Below are 13,785 nucleotides of genomic sequence, written 5' to 3'. Positions count from 1 at the left end.
TCCGTTGGCACTTCGTTGGCTTGCTGCACCGATCCTTCTGACGCTGCCGTTGGCGCCGGCTCCCCCATCGGACTTCCCTGATTCAGCCCCACCGATCAAACCAGAGTTTCAAACGCCAGTTGCTCCTCCACAGACGTTTGATCACTCCCTCGACTCGCTTGAACAAAATCGCGTCATTACGCGGCAAGAACGACTCCAGATCGAAGCCGGCGGAGGAGGTGTCGCGCGTCCCATCGATGTCCCAGCGTTTCAGCAGGCCTGCCGGACGGGCGCCCTTTCGAAGCAGGAATGCCGGCAGGGTGTCGCTGTGCGTGGTAGTGATCGACGCCGTGGTGCACGCGTGGTGCTGAACGGTCGCGATCAAACCACGCCCATTTCCGTGCCGGTGTCCGCTCTTCTGACCGGCTCAACAGGCGGCTTCCGCCTCGAATCGGTCTTGGCGGTCTCGCCTCGTCCGGCTGCGATCCCCGGCAACGGCAACCGACAGCTCCTGTTTCCCATTCTTGGATCGGCCATCACCACCAGTGGGTTCGGCTGGCGCATGCATCCCATCGTGGGGCAATGGTTGATGCATGCAGGCAAGGATTTTGCTGCTCCAGAAGGAACGCCGGTTGTGGCAGCTCTGTCGGGAACCGTTCTGAGCAGTGGTCTTGCTGGTGGTTATGGCATCGCTGTTGAGCTCGACCATGGTGATCCCCCACGGCGGACGCTCTACGGCCACCTCTCTGAGATTTATGTTCAAGCGGGCCAGACCGTGCGCCAGGGAGAGGTGATCGGGCGTGTGGGAAGCACGGGCCTCAGCACTGGACCCCACCTTCACTTTGAGCTGCGTCGCCCTGAAGGTGACGGTTGGGTCGCCACGGATCCCGGCGATCTTGATCTCAATCCACTCACCGCATCGGGTGCCGATGCGGTCTCTCTGCTGGTTGGGCAGCTGATGAACAGTCTCGAACGGCCGGAAGCCTCAGCCTCAGGAGCCTGACGCGGGCTTCTCCTCTCTGAGGATGAACCCGACCCCTCGCACGGTGTGAATCAGGGTGGGCAGTTCTTTCGACTCCACCTTCTGTCTCAGATAGCGGATGTAGACATCCAGAAGGTTGTCGTCTCCATAGAAGTTCTCTCCCCAGACCCCGCGCATGATTTCGGCACGCTCCAACACCTTGCCCTTGCCGCGCATCAGGAAATGAAGCAGCTCGTATTCCTTCACAGAGAGCTGAATCACCCGTTCACCTCGGGACACATCACGAGTGATGGTGTTCATGCTGAGGTTCCCCACTGTCATGGTTTCCGGTTGTGGTCCATCACCATTGACGGCCGCAAAGGTGATGGCGCGGCGCTGCATGGCCCGCAACCTGGCCATCAGTTCCTCGATGGAAAAGGGCTTGATTAAGTAGTCATCCACGCCTGCATCCAAGGCGGTGACCCGATCAGAGATGTCGTCATGCCCGGTGAGCATGAGAATCGGTGTTGTAACACCACTGGTTCGAATTCTTTGGCAAATATCAACACCACTGAAATCAGGCAGATTCCAATCCAAAACAATCAGATCAGGGCCAGGAGTTTCTCGGGCATGGAAGAGACCTGAGGCTCCATCAGCGGCCACAACCACCTCATACCCTTCCACCTCCAGTTCCATCTTGAGGAGATCCGTTAATCGGGCCTCGTCATCCACAAGAAGGATGCGGATGGATGGAGCGGCAGGAGCTCCCATGCGAACCATTCCTGATACCTGCACACCCTAATCAGAGGTGTTTTGAAGGACCTGTTTTCGTTTCCGGGATTTCCCAGCGTTCCACCTGTCCATCGCGGAAATGCGCCACACGCTCTGCGCGGGCTGCCACGTCGTCTTCGTGGGTGACAAGAACCACGGTGATGCCTTGGCTGTGCAGGCTGTCGAACAGGTTGAGAACGTCGTCTGTTGTGCGTGAATCGAGGGCTCCGGTCGGCTCATCGGCGAGCAGGAGCGCGGGTTGATTGATGATGGCCCTTGCAATGGCCACGCGCTGCTGCTGGCCTCCAGACAGTTGATTCGGTCTGTTCTCGAGGCGATCCCCCAGGCCAACCCTCTCCAGGGCTGCACGGGCGCGATCCCGCCGCTGGTTCACATCAATTCCGGCGTAGATCATCGGCAGCATCACGTTCTCCATGGCCGTGGCATGGGGAAGCAGGTGGAACTGCTGGAACACGAATCCCAGTTCCTGGTTGCGTAGATCGGCGAGCGCATCATCGTCGAGCTGCTCGACCGCATGGCCATTCAGAAGGTACGACCCACTGGTGGGGCGATCCAAGCAGCCAAGGATGTTCATGGCGGTGCTCTTGCCGGATCCGCTGGCACCCATCACGGCGAGGTAGTCCCCTTGCAACACCGTGAGATCAAGTCCATCCAATGCTCGTACCTGGGTGTCCCCTGCGCCATACACCTTGTCGACTGCTCTCAATTCAGCAACCGGCCGACGTTCGGGTGGGATGGCGTCAGCCAAGGGGAGATCCGTTCACACTGGCGATCGCCTGCTGCAGCAGGGGCGTGCCGGCCACCGCATCACTGGCCCATTGGAAGAGGGGATTGGAGAGAATTCCGCCCACGGCGGTCACCACCACACAGGCCACGAGGGCGACGCGCAGGGGGGGAAGCCCAAGCGTTGACCATTGAACAGGGGGGTAGGCCTTCACGGCGTCTGACGCCTCCTGGGGCTCCTTCACCACCATCATCTTGATCACACCGATGTAGTAATAGATCGAGATCACTGACGTAATCAAACCAACGACCACCAGCAGGTACTGGTGATCAGCCCAGCCGGCGAAGAAGAGATAGATCTTGCCGAAAAAGCCGAGCATCGGGGGAATGCCCCCAAGGGAGAGCAGGCAGAGACTGAGTCCGAGCGTGATCAGTGGATCTTTCTGGTAAAGCCCCGCGTAATCAGCGATCCGGTCACTTCCTGTGCGGATTGAGAACAGGATGATGCAGGCGAAGGCGCCCAAGTTCATGAACAGATAGGCCGCCGTGTAGAGAACCATGGCTGCGAAACCATCTTCGGTTCCGCACACCAGGCCGATCATCACAAATCCGGCTTGACCGATGGAGCTGTACGCCAGCATCCGCTTCATTGAGGTCTGGGCCAGTGCCACGACATTGCCCAGGGTCATGCTCAGCACGGCCAGCACGGTGAACAGCAACTTCCACTGGGTGTCGAAGCTGCCGAAACATCCCACGAGAAGTCTCAGGGCAAGGGCGAAACCAGCAGCCTTCGAGCCCACTGAGAGGAAGGCGACCACAGGCGTCGGTGAGCCTTCATACACATCAGGTGTCCACTGGTGGAAGGGAACAGCAGCGATCTTGAACGCCACGGTGGCCAGAACAAACACCAGCGCCAGAGCGGCCAGTGGGGTGGGACTGGTGAGCAGCGCCTGTCCGATCGCTTCAAGGCTTGTGGACCCGCTGAGGCCGTAGAGCAGGGAGGAGCCGTAAAGGAAGACCGCGGCCGCGGCCGATCCCACCAACAGATATTTAAGAGCGGCCTCGGAGCTGCGGGCATCGCGCTTCATGTATCCCGACAGGAGATAGCTCGCGACGGAAAGGGTCTCCAGTGACACGAACACGCTCACCAGATCGGTGGCTCCGCAGAGAAGCATCCCGCCAAGGGTTGCTGCGAGGAGGATCGCCGCATATTCCCCGACGGGGGTTCCGCTCTGTTCGGCGTATCGCCAGCTGATCATCAGCGACAGCAGGGTGGAAAGCGCCACGACAGCCCGGAAGGCAATCGCGAGGTGGTCAGGCAGAAAAGCTCCGAGGAAAGAGGGTTCCAGGGGGGCATTCCACTGAAGCGCCAGCAGGAGAAGAGCTGTCCCCAAACCCGCGTAACAAATGGGAGGAACCCAGCGCGTGGAGATCTTCTCGCCGGCCAGATCCACCAGAAGGGTGGCCAGCATGGCGAGCAGAACAGCACCCTCTGGTGCAACAGCACTCGCATTCAGCGAGAGATTGAGCAGCTCCCCAGGAGCTGCCAATGCCGTGGTGGACAGAAGCAGAGCACCCATCTCGGGCATGGTGCGCGCAGGGCAGAGCGATAGGGGGGACTGTAGCGGCGTTGCCGATCAGGCTTGAGATGAACGGTGAATTCGCTGCAGCCGGAGCGGCGGTGCGATAAAGAAGGGGACGGTTATCTGCCCGCCTGTGGCGCACACCCTGGTCATTGTTGAAAGCCCTACCAAGGCCCGCACCATCCGTGGATTCCTGCCAAAGGCCTTCCGCGTGGAGGCTTCCATGGGCCATGTCCGTGACCTCCCGAACAACGCCAGCGAGATTCCAGCGGCTCATAAAGGGCAGAAATGGGCCAATCTTGGTGTGAACACCGAAGCCGACTTCGAGCCGCTGTATGTGGTTCCGAAGGACAAGAAGAAGCTGGTCAAGGAGCTCAAGGATGCGCTGAAAGGGGCTGATCAGCTCTTGCTGGCGACGGATGAAGATCGCGAAGGAGAAAGCATCAGCTGGCACCTCCTGCAGCTGCTGGCCCCCAAGATCCCCGTCAAGAGGATGGTCTTCCACGAGATCACGAAGGAGGCGATCGGGCGGGCTCTCGATCAGACCCGCGAGCTTGATATGGAGCTCGTGCATGCCCAGGAAACCCGCCGAATCCTCGACCGATTGGTGGGCTACACCCTCTCCCCGTTGTTGTGGAAGAAGGTGGCCTGGGGGTTGTCAGCGGGCCGGGTTCAGTCGGTGGCAGTGCGTTTGCTGGTGCAGCGGGAACGGGCCCGACGGGCGTTCCGAAGCGGTAGTTACTGGGACCTCAAGGCCGCTTTGGAGAAAGCTGGCACTCGTTTTGAAGCAAAGCTCACCCATCTCGAGGGGCAACGCATTGCCACTGGCAATGATTTCGATGAGAGCACCGGTGGCCTGAAAGACGGCAGCAAGGTGCGGCTTCTCAGCGAGGACGAGGCCCGAAACCTGTCAGCCGCTGTCGAGTCCGCTGGCTGGAGCGTGACGGCCGTGGAGGAGAAACCCACGGTGCGCCGTCCTGTTCCGCCCTTCACCACCAGCACGCTCCAGCAGGAATCAAATCGAAAGTTGCGGCTGTCGGCACGGGAGACCATGCGTTGCGCTCAAGGGCTTTATGAGCGGGGCTTCATCACCTACATGCGAACGGATTCGGTGCACCTGTCGGATCAGGCCATCAGTGCAGCAAGAAGCTGTGTGGAATCCCGCTACGGCAAGGAGTACCTCAGCAAGTCGGTGCGTCAGTTCAGCACCAAGTCCCGCAACGCCCAGGAAGCCCATGAGGCGATCCGCCCCGCCGGCGAGAGTTTCCGGGCTCCCCAAGACACTGGTCTGGACGGGAGGGATCTGGCCCTTTACGAACTGATCTGGAAGCGCACCGTGGCCAGTCAGATGGCTGAGGCCCGTTTGACCATGCTCTCCGTGGATCTCAGCGCTGCAGATGCCGTGTTCAGAGCCAGTGGCAAGCGCATCGATTTCCCAGGGTTTTTCCGTGCCTACGTGGAGGGCAGTGATGATCCGGATGCAGCCCTGGAAGGCCAGGAGGTGCTGCTTCCCTCGCTGAGCGTTGGTGACGCGCCGTCATTGAAGGATGTTGAGGCTCTTGGACACCAGACCCAGCCACCGGCGCGGTTCAGCGAAGCGTCCCTGGTGAAGATGCTGGAGAAGGAAGGCATCGGCCGGCCCTCCACCTACGCCTCGATCATCGGCACGATCGTGGACCGTGGTTACGCCACGCTTCTGAACAACTCCCTCACCCCCAGCTTCACAGCCTTTGCGGTGACATCGCTCCTCGAGGCGCACTTCCCTGATCTGGTGGACCCGGGGTTCACGGCCCGGATGGAGAACACACTCGATGAGATCTCTCATGGGACCGTGCAGTGGCTTCCCTACCTCGAAGAGTTTTACAAAGGCGATCAAGGGCTTGAATCCCAGGTTCATCAACGCGAAGGCGATATCGATCCCGGCGCCTCCCGCACCATTGATCTCGAAGGCTTGCCTTGTGTGGTGCGGATCGGTCGTTTCGGTGCCTACCTGGAGTCGAAACGCGTTGGAGAGGATGGCGAGGAGGAACTGATCAAGGCCACCCTGCCGAGGGAAATCACCCCTGCGGATCTCGATCATGATCAGGCGGAGCTGATCCTCAAGCAGAAGGCCGATGGCCCTGAAGCTTTGGGTGAAGATCCCGAAACGGGCGACCTGGTGTATCTGCTGTTCGGGCAGTACGGCCCTTACGTGCAGCGCGGGCAGGTGAGTGATGAGAACCCGAAGCCCAAGCGTGCCTCCTTGCCCAAGGGCGTGAAGCCTGAGGATCTCAGCCTTGACGATGCACTGGGATTACTGCGCCTGCCGCGTCTGCTGGGGGAGCATCCCGATGGTGGCAAGGTTCAGGCCGGTCTCGGTCGTTTCGGTCCCTATGTGGTGTGGGACAAGGGCAAGGGAGAGAAGGACTACCGATCGCTGAAAGGGGATGACGATGTGCTGGCCGTTGGCCTGACCCGGGCCCTGGAATTGTTGGCGATGCCCAAGCGGGGGCGGGGCGGCCGCACAGCCCTCAAGGACCTGGGGATTCCCGAGGGCAGCGAAGAGACCATCCAGGTGTACGACGGTCCTTACGGCCTGTATGTGAAGCAGGGCAAGGTCAATGCATCGCTTCCCGAGGGCAAGGGCGCTGAGGACATCACCCTGGAGGAAGCGGTGGAGCTGCTGGCTGCGAAGGCCTCAACGAAAAAATCCAGCAGTCGCAACTCCGCTGCCGCCAAAAAGCCTGCGGCGAAGAAACCTGCCGCCAAAAAACCAGCTGCGAAAAAGCCAGCTGCGAAAAAGCCACCGGCCACCACCAAGTCGGGACGCCTTCGGGCCAGTGCGGTGCGGGTGATCCGGCCTGGTGATTCCTGATGTCCCTGAGGCTGCTTCCTGGTGTTCTGCTGGCTCTGATGCTCCTGCAGGCTTGTGACGGCACGCCGTTTGGCCAACGGCTGTCAGACAGTTTTGATGGCCCAACGGCCCAGCCCTCCTCAGAGGACGCAGCGCAGTCTGTTCAGGTCAAGCCAGAGCCCGTGGAGGAGGCGCCAGTCGAAACGGATTCAGTGAAGAAGGATTCAGCGAAGGCTGAGCCTGTGGACACCAAGCCTGTGGACACAAAGGCTGTGGAGATCAAGGCTGATCTCCCTCGCGCCATGACCGGACGCACGCTGCCGTATCGCATCACCATCCGACTGTCGTCGGCCGATCCAGCGGCCCCTGCCGAGGGGGTCACCGAAGCTTTGCGCAAGGCCGGAATTGGCTTTGAAGTGGAAACCATCGAGAAAATCTCCACGGCACAGTCGGCGAAGCCGATGGAGGAACAATCGACTCCATCGCCCTGATGCCTCCAGCCCTCAGCCATCGACAGGCTCTGCGCATGATGGAGTGCTCGTACCTAGCGGCCGCTGCCGCTCTGATCTGGCTCGCGCTCTATTACCTCCCGGTGGGTGGCTCGCTGTTTCGCCTGGCTCTTCCCCTTCCCATTGCCCTTCTGACGGTGCGTCGGGGGAGCCGTGCGGGACTTGAAGGGCTGGCTGTGTCGATCCTCTTGCTGATCGCCTTGATGGGGCCCGTGCGTGGACCCTTGATGCTCTTTCCCTACGGCTTGCTGTCGCTCTGGCTGGGCTGGTGCTGGCAGCATCGGCAGAGCTGGTGGATCAGTTGGTGCTTCGGCCTGGTGATCGGAGCCGCAGGGTTTTTGGTGAGGGTCGTGGCTCTTTCATTGCTCGTGGGTGAGAACCTCTGGGTGGTGATCACCCGAGCCGGCGCTGGACTTCTCGATCGCCTGCTTGAGCTGCTTCAGCTTCCGCTCGCGCCGGATCTTCTTCTGGTGCAGGTTATGGCCCTCGTGCTGGTTGTGATTCAGCAGCTGATTTATGTGCTGGCCCTCCATGCCTTGGCCTATTGGATCTTCCCCCGGCTGCAGGCGCCGGTTCCTGAGCCTCCACGTCTTCTGCATGGTCTGGTTGCCCTCGATCCCCTCTGATCTCGATCTCCCTTCCGGCTGTCGCCGGCTGACAGGGACGTCTTCGGGAGCCAGAGGGACAGCCCTGCTCAACCGCTGGCAATCCCAGGAGTTGTCCACCCCGGATTGTTTGCTGGTGCTCGCCTCCACGCGCTCTGCCGAGGTTCAAGGCATCTCCGCCGCTGGATGCACGGCCGCAGCCCGTCGCACCACGGCCCTCGCGGATGCTGAGCTGCTGATTCATGGCCCTGGCGTGCCTCCCCGCTGGCCGCTGCCCCCTCTCCCTGCAGGCGTGTCACCGGCGCTGATCAGCAGGGTCGTCGCTGAGACGATCCCACTCAATCTTCAGGTGGCAGCCCTTGGGCTGCCGATCGAGCCTCCTTTCCCCCATCTGCGTTTCGAAGCCCCATCCCATGGGCCTGCGCATTGCCTCAGCGGTGGTGCCGCGATGGATCCCGATCGGGCGGGACAGCTGATCCAACGGGGGAAACGGCTGGGCCGCCGCCTGCGCAGGCCTTTGGTTCTGGCGGAATGCGTTCCCGGAGGAACCACGACGGCGTTGGCCGTGCTCACGGGCCTTGGTCTTCCCGTGGCCCAACTCGTGAGTGGGAGTGCACTGCATCCACCGATGGAGCTCAAGCAGGCGCTTGTCGCTGAGGGGCTGTCTGCGATCCAGCCCATCACGACGGATCCGGAGGTGCTGCTGGCGGCGCTCGGTGATCCGTTTCAGGCGTTGACCATGGGGGTGTTGCTGGGGGCGGTGGAGGCAGATCAGCCGATTCTTCTGGCCGGAGGCAGCCAGATGGTGGCGGTGCTCGCTCTTGCGCTAGCAGCGCTCCCGCCCTCCCAGCGGCAGCGTCTCTGCAACAGGGTGATGCTGGGGACCACGGCATGGCTGGCGGCCGAATCGCTGGAGTCAGCGATCGGTCCCTCATCTCTCGAAGCCCTGCTGCTTTGCCTTGAACACCACTTCGGCGTTGCGTTGGAGGCGTATGCAGCGGGGTTGCGTTTCTTCCACAGTCGCCATCAACAATTGCGCGACTTTGAATTCGGTCACGTAAAGGAAGGGGTGGGTGCCGGAGGTCTGGCTCTGCTGGCCGCCTTGCGTGGTGTGGACCACGGCATGCTGCTGCAGGGGTGTGACGACGCGATGGATCGGTTGCTGCAGGCCACGGGCCTGCGTCCGCCCGCCCCGTAGGTTCGGGTCATGAAGGCTGCCACTTCCTCCCTGCCACCCCTGCGTCGTAGGACGCTGCTGCAGATCGGTGCTCTCGGTGTGGCGGCAGGCCTGGCGGGGTGCGCTCAGGGGGTGATCAGGCCAACGCTGCGCGCCCCTGCGGACATCCTGCCCTCCCTGTGGCGTCGCCAGCTCCCTGCTCCTTGGCGGTTTGAACCCCTCAGCGGGTCAACGCCGTTCCAGAGCCCCTGGCCCAAGCCCACGGATCTCATGGCTCTGGCGGATGGCTGGTTGTCGTCTCTGACCCCAGATCAGCTCCAGTCGGTGGCCGCTCCTGCGCTGGCAGCCGAGCTGGGACCGCTCGGGCAGCGTTTTCTCACGCAGGCTCCGTCGGCTTGGAGTTCCAAACTTCTCCCGGTGGGCTTCAGTCCTTACGTGCTGCTGTTTCGCCGGGAGGGCCGTGCACGTCCGGCGGCGGATGACGGCTGGATGACCTTGTTGGATCCTGCCCTCAAGGGCAAGGTGCTGCTGCCGGCCAGCCCGCGTCTGCTGATGTCCCTGGCGGATCGCATGGATGGTCCGGATGTGCTCAGCCATCTCAGGCAGGCAGCTATCAGCTTTGATGATCGCTACGGCCTCAATTGGCTCCTGCAGGGCGACGCCCGGGTGGCTGTGCTGCCCCTCCAGCGCTGCATGCAGGCTCTGAAGCGGGATCCGCGGCTGACCGCTGTGTTGCCAGAGAGTGGAGCCCCTCTGCACTGGACACTGCTGGCCCGTCCTGCGGGGACGGCCGAGCCCCTGCCACAGGCCTGGGTTTCCGAAGCCTGGAAACCGCCATTGCTTGCGCGCCTCCTGGCGCAGGGCTGGATTCCGCCTCTTTCTCGGGAGGAGCTTCTGGAGGCAGGCGGTCGAGTTCCTACCGATCTGCGCGCTCTCGTCCTTCCCTCCCAGGAGGTCTGGATGCGCAGCTGGACCCTCTATCCAGCTGCGGACGACGAGGTTTTCCGTCTGCAGCAGCGATGGAGATCGTCAGCCCCATAGGCGCCGCCTTGGGGCGGCGGCAAGCCTGCGGTGGGTGTCATCCAGCAGATCGGGGATCGGCAAATGATTGGGACAGCGGGGCAGACAGTCGCCGCAGTGAGCGCAGGCCTCGGCATTCACCGTTTCCCACCAGTGCCCGGCCCGTCCGATCAGGTTGTATCGCTCTTCTGCGAACTCCTTGAGATCGTGGCCGAGGGCCAGATTGCGCAGTCGCAGCAGCTCGGGAATTGGGACTTCGCTGGGACAGGGCAGGCAGTCACGGCATTGACCGCAGAACTCTGATCCCAACCGTTCGCTTCTTAGCGCTTCCAGGCGGGCAAGAACCTTCGTTTCCTGCTCCATCAGGGGGCCGTCTTGATTGGCCAGGGCAGTGGCCAGGCGCAAGTCGGTGGGTGTCTCCGCTCCCACCGTGAGTGTGCTCACCCCTGCTGCCAGAAGAAAGCGGTAAGCCAGCGCCAGGGGAGCGAAGGGAGCGCAGTCGCTGACCAGTTGATCACTCGGTGCCTGCAGCCGCCCGCCCTTGTCGGCCGGTGAGATGGCGAGCACACCCATCTTTTGGGCTAAAGCTTTCTCAGCCAAGGGGATGCGCTGCGGATCCAGTAGGTGGAGGTGAAGTCCGCAGAACCGGAAGCGGCCGCTGTGGATCGCCTGCTGGATGAGTGCATTGGATCCATGACTGGTGAATCCCACCTGCCCGATCCTGCCGCTGGTCAGTGCCCAGTCGATCAGCTGTGCCCCATCACCGATCAGGGCCCAGTGGAGATGCTCCTCCCTGTTGATGCCATGGATCGCCAGGTTGTCCAGCCTGGGGCGATGCAGGCGTTCCAGGCTGGCATCAAGAGCGCGACGGGCTTGGTCCAGGGTTTGGCCGGGCAACAGTTTGCTGGTGATGACCCAGTCGCCTTCCGCAGGACCGGTCTCCTCCTGATCCAGCTGCCTAAGCGCTTGTCCCAGAAAGGTTTCCGCCGGACCGTACGCTGGTGCCGTTTCCACGTGGTTGATGCCAGCGTCGCGGGCGCCTCGCAGCACGGACAGCATCTGCTGCTGAGATTGCAGCGCTCGCATGGTGCCGAGGGTGAACAGACTCACTGCTGGGCCGTCGCCGAAGGCGCGCCGCCTTGTCATTGGCGCGGGTGCCTCGCTCAAACGTCCGGTGAGTCGGTCGGTGCATCATTGGGATCCGCCGAGTCTCGGCTTTCCAGGTGGCGCACCAGCGCGGCTGGGCTCACTTGATCCAGAAAGCGGCGGAATTCATCCTGATCCTCTGCGTCGGCTTCGGCATCCACAGGGATTGAGGCCTCAGACACCACCTCCTCCAGCATCCAGATGCTGCTGCCGGTGCGGATCGCCAGGGCGATGGCGTCACTTGGGCGGGCATCGATCTCTGCAAGGCACTCCTCCTCTGGTGCCGACGCGCTCGCATCCCCCTCAGCGGGCTGATCATCGTCCTGATCGTGCCTGAGCCGCAGCACAGCACGGAATGTGCTGTCTTCAATGGCATGGATGATCACCCGCTCAAGCTGCAGGCCTCCTGCCTCAAGCAGGGCGGCCATGAGGTCATGGCTGAGGGGGCGGGGCTGGGGCGTTCCGTTCAGGCCGGCCATGATGTTGTGCGCTTGGGCCTGATCGATCCAGATCGGTACCTGACGGCGCCTGGATGGGTCGCGCAGCAGCACGATCGGACTTCTGCTGCTGGCATCGAGGGCGATGCCAGCCACACTCATCTCCACCACGGACGGCTCCGCCGCTGTATCGATTATGACCAGTTATGAGGGCACTGAATGGAACCGATGTTCACTGGGTTGGTGCAAGCGGTCGGACGGGTGGAACGCCGGGGCCGGGGACTGCTCGTCGAGGGCTGTGCTCCGTTTGCACCGCTTCAGCTCGGCGACAGCGTTGCCGTCGATGGTGTTTGTCTCACCGTGGCGTCGCTGGTGGGTGATGGCTTCCTCGCTGATGTGAGCGAGGAGACATTGCAAAGGACGTCACTGGGCCGCAAGGCATCCAGGGGAGGGGCTGTGAACCTCGAGCCCGCTTTGCGACTCTCGGACCGACTTGGAGGTCATCTCGTGAGTGGTCACGTGGATGGAACTGGCGAAGTGGTCTCCGTTGAGGCGCTTCCCCAATCCTGGACGGTGGAACTGCGGTGGAAGAATTCCCATTTCGGCCGCTACATCTGCGATAAGGCCAGTGTTGCCGTCAACGGCATCAGCCTCACCGTGGCCGGGAGCCGTGACCAGGGCGCACGCTTCTGGGTTGCTGTGATTCCCCATACCTGGTCGGTCACGGCACTCAGGGATCTTGAGGTCGGAGACGACGTCAATCTTGAGATTGATCTGTTGGCGCGTTACACCGAAAGGCTTCTTGCTGCCGGTGATGGAGGTGGGGCCTCCGGTGAGCTCAGCGCAGAGTGGCTCTCCGTCCATGGCTGGGACTGAGATTCGATCACAATTCATGGCGAGAATCGTGTGACCTCAATACCTTGCGAGGGTTGTTCATAGTGAACCTTTCATGAGCTCTGAGGACCGCTCCGGTTCCTTTGGAACCTTCAAGACCTTTGCGATTGCCGAAGGAATCCTGCTGATTGTTCTTGGCATTCTTGCCCTGGTGTTTCCTGTCATCGCTTCGGTTTGGACCACCGTGGTGATTGCCGTTCTGTTCCTGGTCGGTGGCCTGGTGGGTTGGATCAGCAACCTGGCCCGTTCCGGACGGATGGGCCGTTGGATCTGCTTCTGGCGTCTTGTGGTGTCAACCCTGTTCCTCGTGGCCGGCGCTTCGATGATCAGCAACTTTGGCGATACCGCTGATGCTCTTCAGCAGGTCGCTGCCTTCGCTCTGGCGATCGGCATCGTCTTCTTGGTGGAGGGCCTCGTGGCCTTCTTCAGTGGGTTGGCCCATGCCAAGCGTCCTGGAGCCGGCTGGGCTATCGCCAATGGTGTAATTACCTTCATCCTTGGACTGTTGATCGTGACCTTGAAGTTCTGGGGATTGCTCTGGGTCCTCGGCACCCTGGTGGGAATCAGCTTCCTCTTCAGCGGTCTTGAGCTGATTGTGTTCAGCAGCTCCATGCACGACGATCAAGATCCTCCGGCTGCAGCCTGATTCAGGCCTGATCGAGCCCAAACGCTGACCGTACAACCAGCAAGGAACCGGCAGATTCCACCTTTTGCCGGTTTTTTTAGTGCTCGACGTTGTGCTGTGGGCTGTCTGAATCGTTCATTGGATTAAGGGCGATCGTGCCGGTGTCTTTGTTGAGTTCAATCCTGAATTCCTGACCCGGCGTGAGTCCCAAACGGCGCGTGTAGGCATGGCCAATCAACAGGTTGCCATTGCCATGCACCCGCGTACGGAATTCAGCCTGCCGGCCACGCGCTCCGCCTGGGCTGGGTGAGTTGGAAGGAAGTTTGTAGCCTTTGGCTTCGACAAGTGCGCGATAGAAGCTTTTGCGGAGCACGCGGCCACTTGGACCGACATAACCGCATCCTCGTGCAATCTCATCTTCAGGCCGGTTGCTAAGAGCCCGGGCCTTCGATAGCAATTCGTCTCCAACCAGCATCTCAATTGAGAGAGACACATCAATTG

At 61.6% G+C, this 13,785-nt stretch carries 14 protein-coding genes; 8 read left to right on the top strand and 6 right to left on the bottom strand.

Annotation, left to right across the window (positions count from 1 at the left end; genetic code table 11):
- Nucleotides 1-4 precede the first annotated feature (4 nt).
- Nucleotides 5-982 carry a M23 family metallopeptidase gene (locus SynMEDNS5_RS09630; RefSeq protein ID WP_186583187.1) on the top strand — a complete coding sequence of 326 codons (978 nt, stop codon included), beginning with the start codon at nucleotides 5-7 and terminating at the stop codon, nucleotides 980-982.
- Here SynMEDNS5_RS09630 and SynMEDNS5_RS09625 read toward each other — a convergent pair.
- Genes SynMEDNS5_RS09625 through SynMEDNS5_RS09615 form a run of 3 tightly spaced genes read right to left on the bottom strand, consistent with a single transcriptional unit; the run spans nucleotide 971 to nucleotide 4,044 of the window.
- Nucleotides 971-1,711 (bottom strand): response regulator transcription factor, encoded by a 741-nt coding sequence (locus SynMEDNS5_RS09625; RefSeq protein ID WP_186583186.1) that lies wholly within the window; start codon nucleotides 1,709-1,711, stop codon nucleotides 971-973. The genes SynMEDNS5_RS09630 and SynMEDNS5_RS09625 overlap by 12 nt on opposite strands.
- A gap of 31 nt (nucleotides 1,712-1,742) precedes the next feature.
- A complete protein-coding gene (locus SynMEDNS5_RS09620; protein ID WP_186583185.1) occupies nucleotides 1,743-2,480 on the bottom strand; it encodes an ABC transporter ATP-binding protein in 738 nt (245 codons plus the stop codon).
- Nucleotides 2,473-4,044 (bottom strand): NAD(P)H-quinone oxidoreductase subunit N, encoded by a 1,572-nt coding sequence (locus tag SynMEDNS5_RS09615; RefSeq protein ID WP_186583184.1) that lies wholly within the window; start codon nucleotides 4,042-4,044, stop codon nucleotides 2,473-2,475. The genes SynMEDNS5_RS09620 and SynMEDNS5_RS09615 overlap by 8 nt, the downstream gene beginning before the upstream one ends.
- Nucleotides 4,045-4,171: 127 nt before the next feature.
- Here SynMEDNS5_RS09615 and topA point away from each other — a divergent pair, with 127 nt between their 5' ends.
- From topA to SynMEDNS5_RS09590, 5 genes are read left to right on the top strand one after another with little or no spacing between them, the layout of a single operon-like run.
- Complete coding sequence (topA, locus tag SynMEDNS5_RS09610) at nucleotides 4,172-6,892, top strand: type I DNA topoisomerase (protein ID WP_186583183.1); 2,721 nt, start codon at nucleotides 4,172-4,174, stop codon at nucleotides 6,890-6,892.
- Nucleotides 6,892-7,362, top strand: a complete 471-nt coding sequence (locus tag SynMEDNS5_RS09605) for a hypothetical protein (RefSeq protein WP_186583182.1) — start codon at nucleotides 6,892-6,894, stop codon at nucleotides 7,360-7,362. The genes topA and SynMEDNS5_RS09605 overlap by 1 nt, the downstream gene beginning before the upstream one ends.
- Entirely contained in the window at nucleotides 7,362-8,006 is a 645-nt protein-coding gene (locus SynMEDNS5_RS09600) for a DUF2232 domain-containing protein (RefSeq protein WP_186583181.1), read from the top strand. Before SynMEDNS5_RS09605 ends, SynMEDNS5_RS09600 begins: the two co-directional genes overlap by 1 nt.
- Nucleotides 7,978-9,183 carry a nicotinate-nucleotide--dimethylbenzimidazole phosphoribosyltransferase gene (locus tag SynMEDNS5_RS09595; RefSeq protein ID WP_186583180.1) on the top strand — a complete coding sequence of 402 codons (1,206 nt, stop codon included), beginning with the start codon at nucleotides 7,978-7,980 and terminating at the stop codon, nucleotides 9,181-9,183. The genes SynMEDNS5_RS09600 and SynMEDNS5_RS09595 overlap by 29 nt, the downstream gene beginning before the upstream one ends.
- Nucleotides 9,184-9,192: 9 nt before the next feature.
- Nucleotides 9,193-10,203: an ABC transporter substrate-binding protein gene (locus SynMEDNS5_RS09590; protein ID WP_186583179.1), complete on the top strand. Its 1,011-nt coding sequence runs from the start codon at nucleotides 9,193-9,195 to the stop codon at nucleotides 10,201-10,203.
- On the opposite strand, the gene SynMEDNS5_RS09585 is transcribed toward SynMEDNS5_RS09590, so the two are convergent.
- Together SynMEDNS5_RS09585 and SynMEDNS5_RS09580 are read right to left on the bottom strand one after the other, a co-directional pair.
- Complete coding sequence (locus SynMEDNS5_RS09585) at nucleotides 10,192-11,328, bottom strand: aldo/keto reductase (protein ID WP_186583178.1); 1,137 nt, start codon at nucleotides 11,326-11,328, stop codon at nucleotides 10,192-10,194. The genes SynMEDNS5_RS09590 and SynMEDNS5_RS09585 overlap by 12 nt on opposite strands.
- Nucleotides 11,329-11,345: 17 nt before the next feature.
- Nucleotides 11,346-11,936, bottom strand: a complete 591-nt coding sequence (locus tag SynMEDNS5_RS09580) for a bifunctional nuclease family protein (RefSeq protein WP_186583177.1) — start codon at nucleotides 11,934-11,936, stop codon at nucleotides 11,346-11,348.
- A gap of 57 nt (nucleotides 11,937-11,993) precedes the next feature.
- On the opposite strand from SynMEDNS5_RS09580, the gene SynMEDNS5_RS09575 reads away from it, so the two are divergent.
- Entirely contained in the window at nucleotides 11,994-12,641 is a 648-nt protein-coding gene (locus tag SynMEDNS5_RS09575) for a riboflavin synthase (RefSeq protein ID WP_186585950.1), read from the top strand.
- A gap of 73 nt (nucleotides 12,642-12,714) precedes the next feature.
- A complete protein-coding gene (locus tag SynMEDNS5_RS09570; protein WP_186583176.1) occupies nucleotides 12,715-13,305 on the top strand; it encodes an HdeD family acid-resistance protein in 591 nt (196 codons plus the stop codon).
- Between the two features lie 76 nt (nucleotides 13,306-13,381).
- Here SynMEDNS5_RS09570 and SynMEDNS5_RS09565 read toward each other — a convergent pair whose 3' ends face one another.
- Complete coding sequence (locus tag SynMEDNS5_RS09565; RefSeq protein WP_186585949.1) at nucleotides 13,382-13,759, bottom strand: AbrB family transcriptional regulator; 378 nt, start codon at nucleotides 13,757-13,759, stop codon at nucleotides 13,382-13,384.
- Nucleotides 13,760-13,785: the final 26 nt, after the last annotated feature.

The sequence above is a fragment of the Synechococcus sp. MEDNS5 genome (assembly GCF_014279875.1).
Taxonomy (GTDB): Bacteria; Cyanobacteriota; Cyanobacteriia; order PCC-6307; family Cyanobiaceae; genus Synechococcus_C.
Note: the sequence above shows the minus strand (reverse complement) of the source record. Positions and strands in the feature narration are given on the sequence as shown.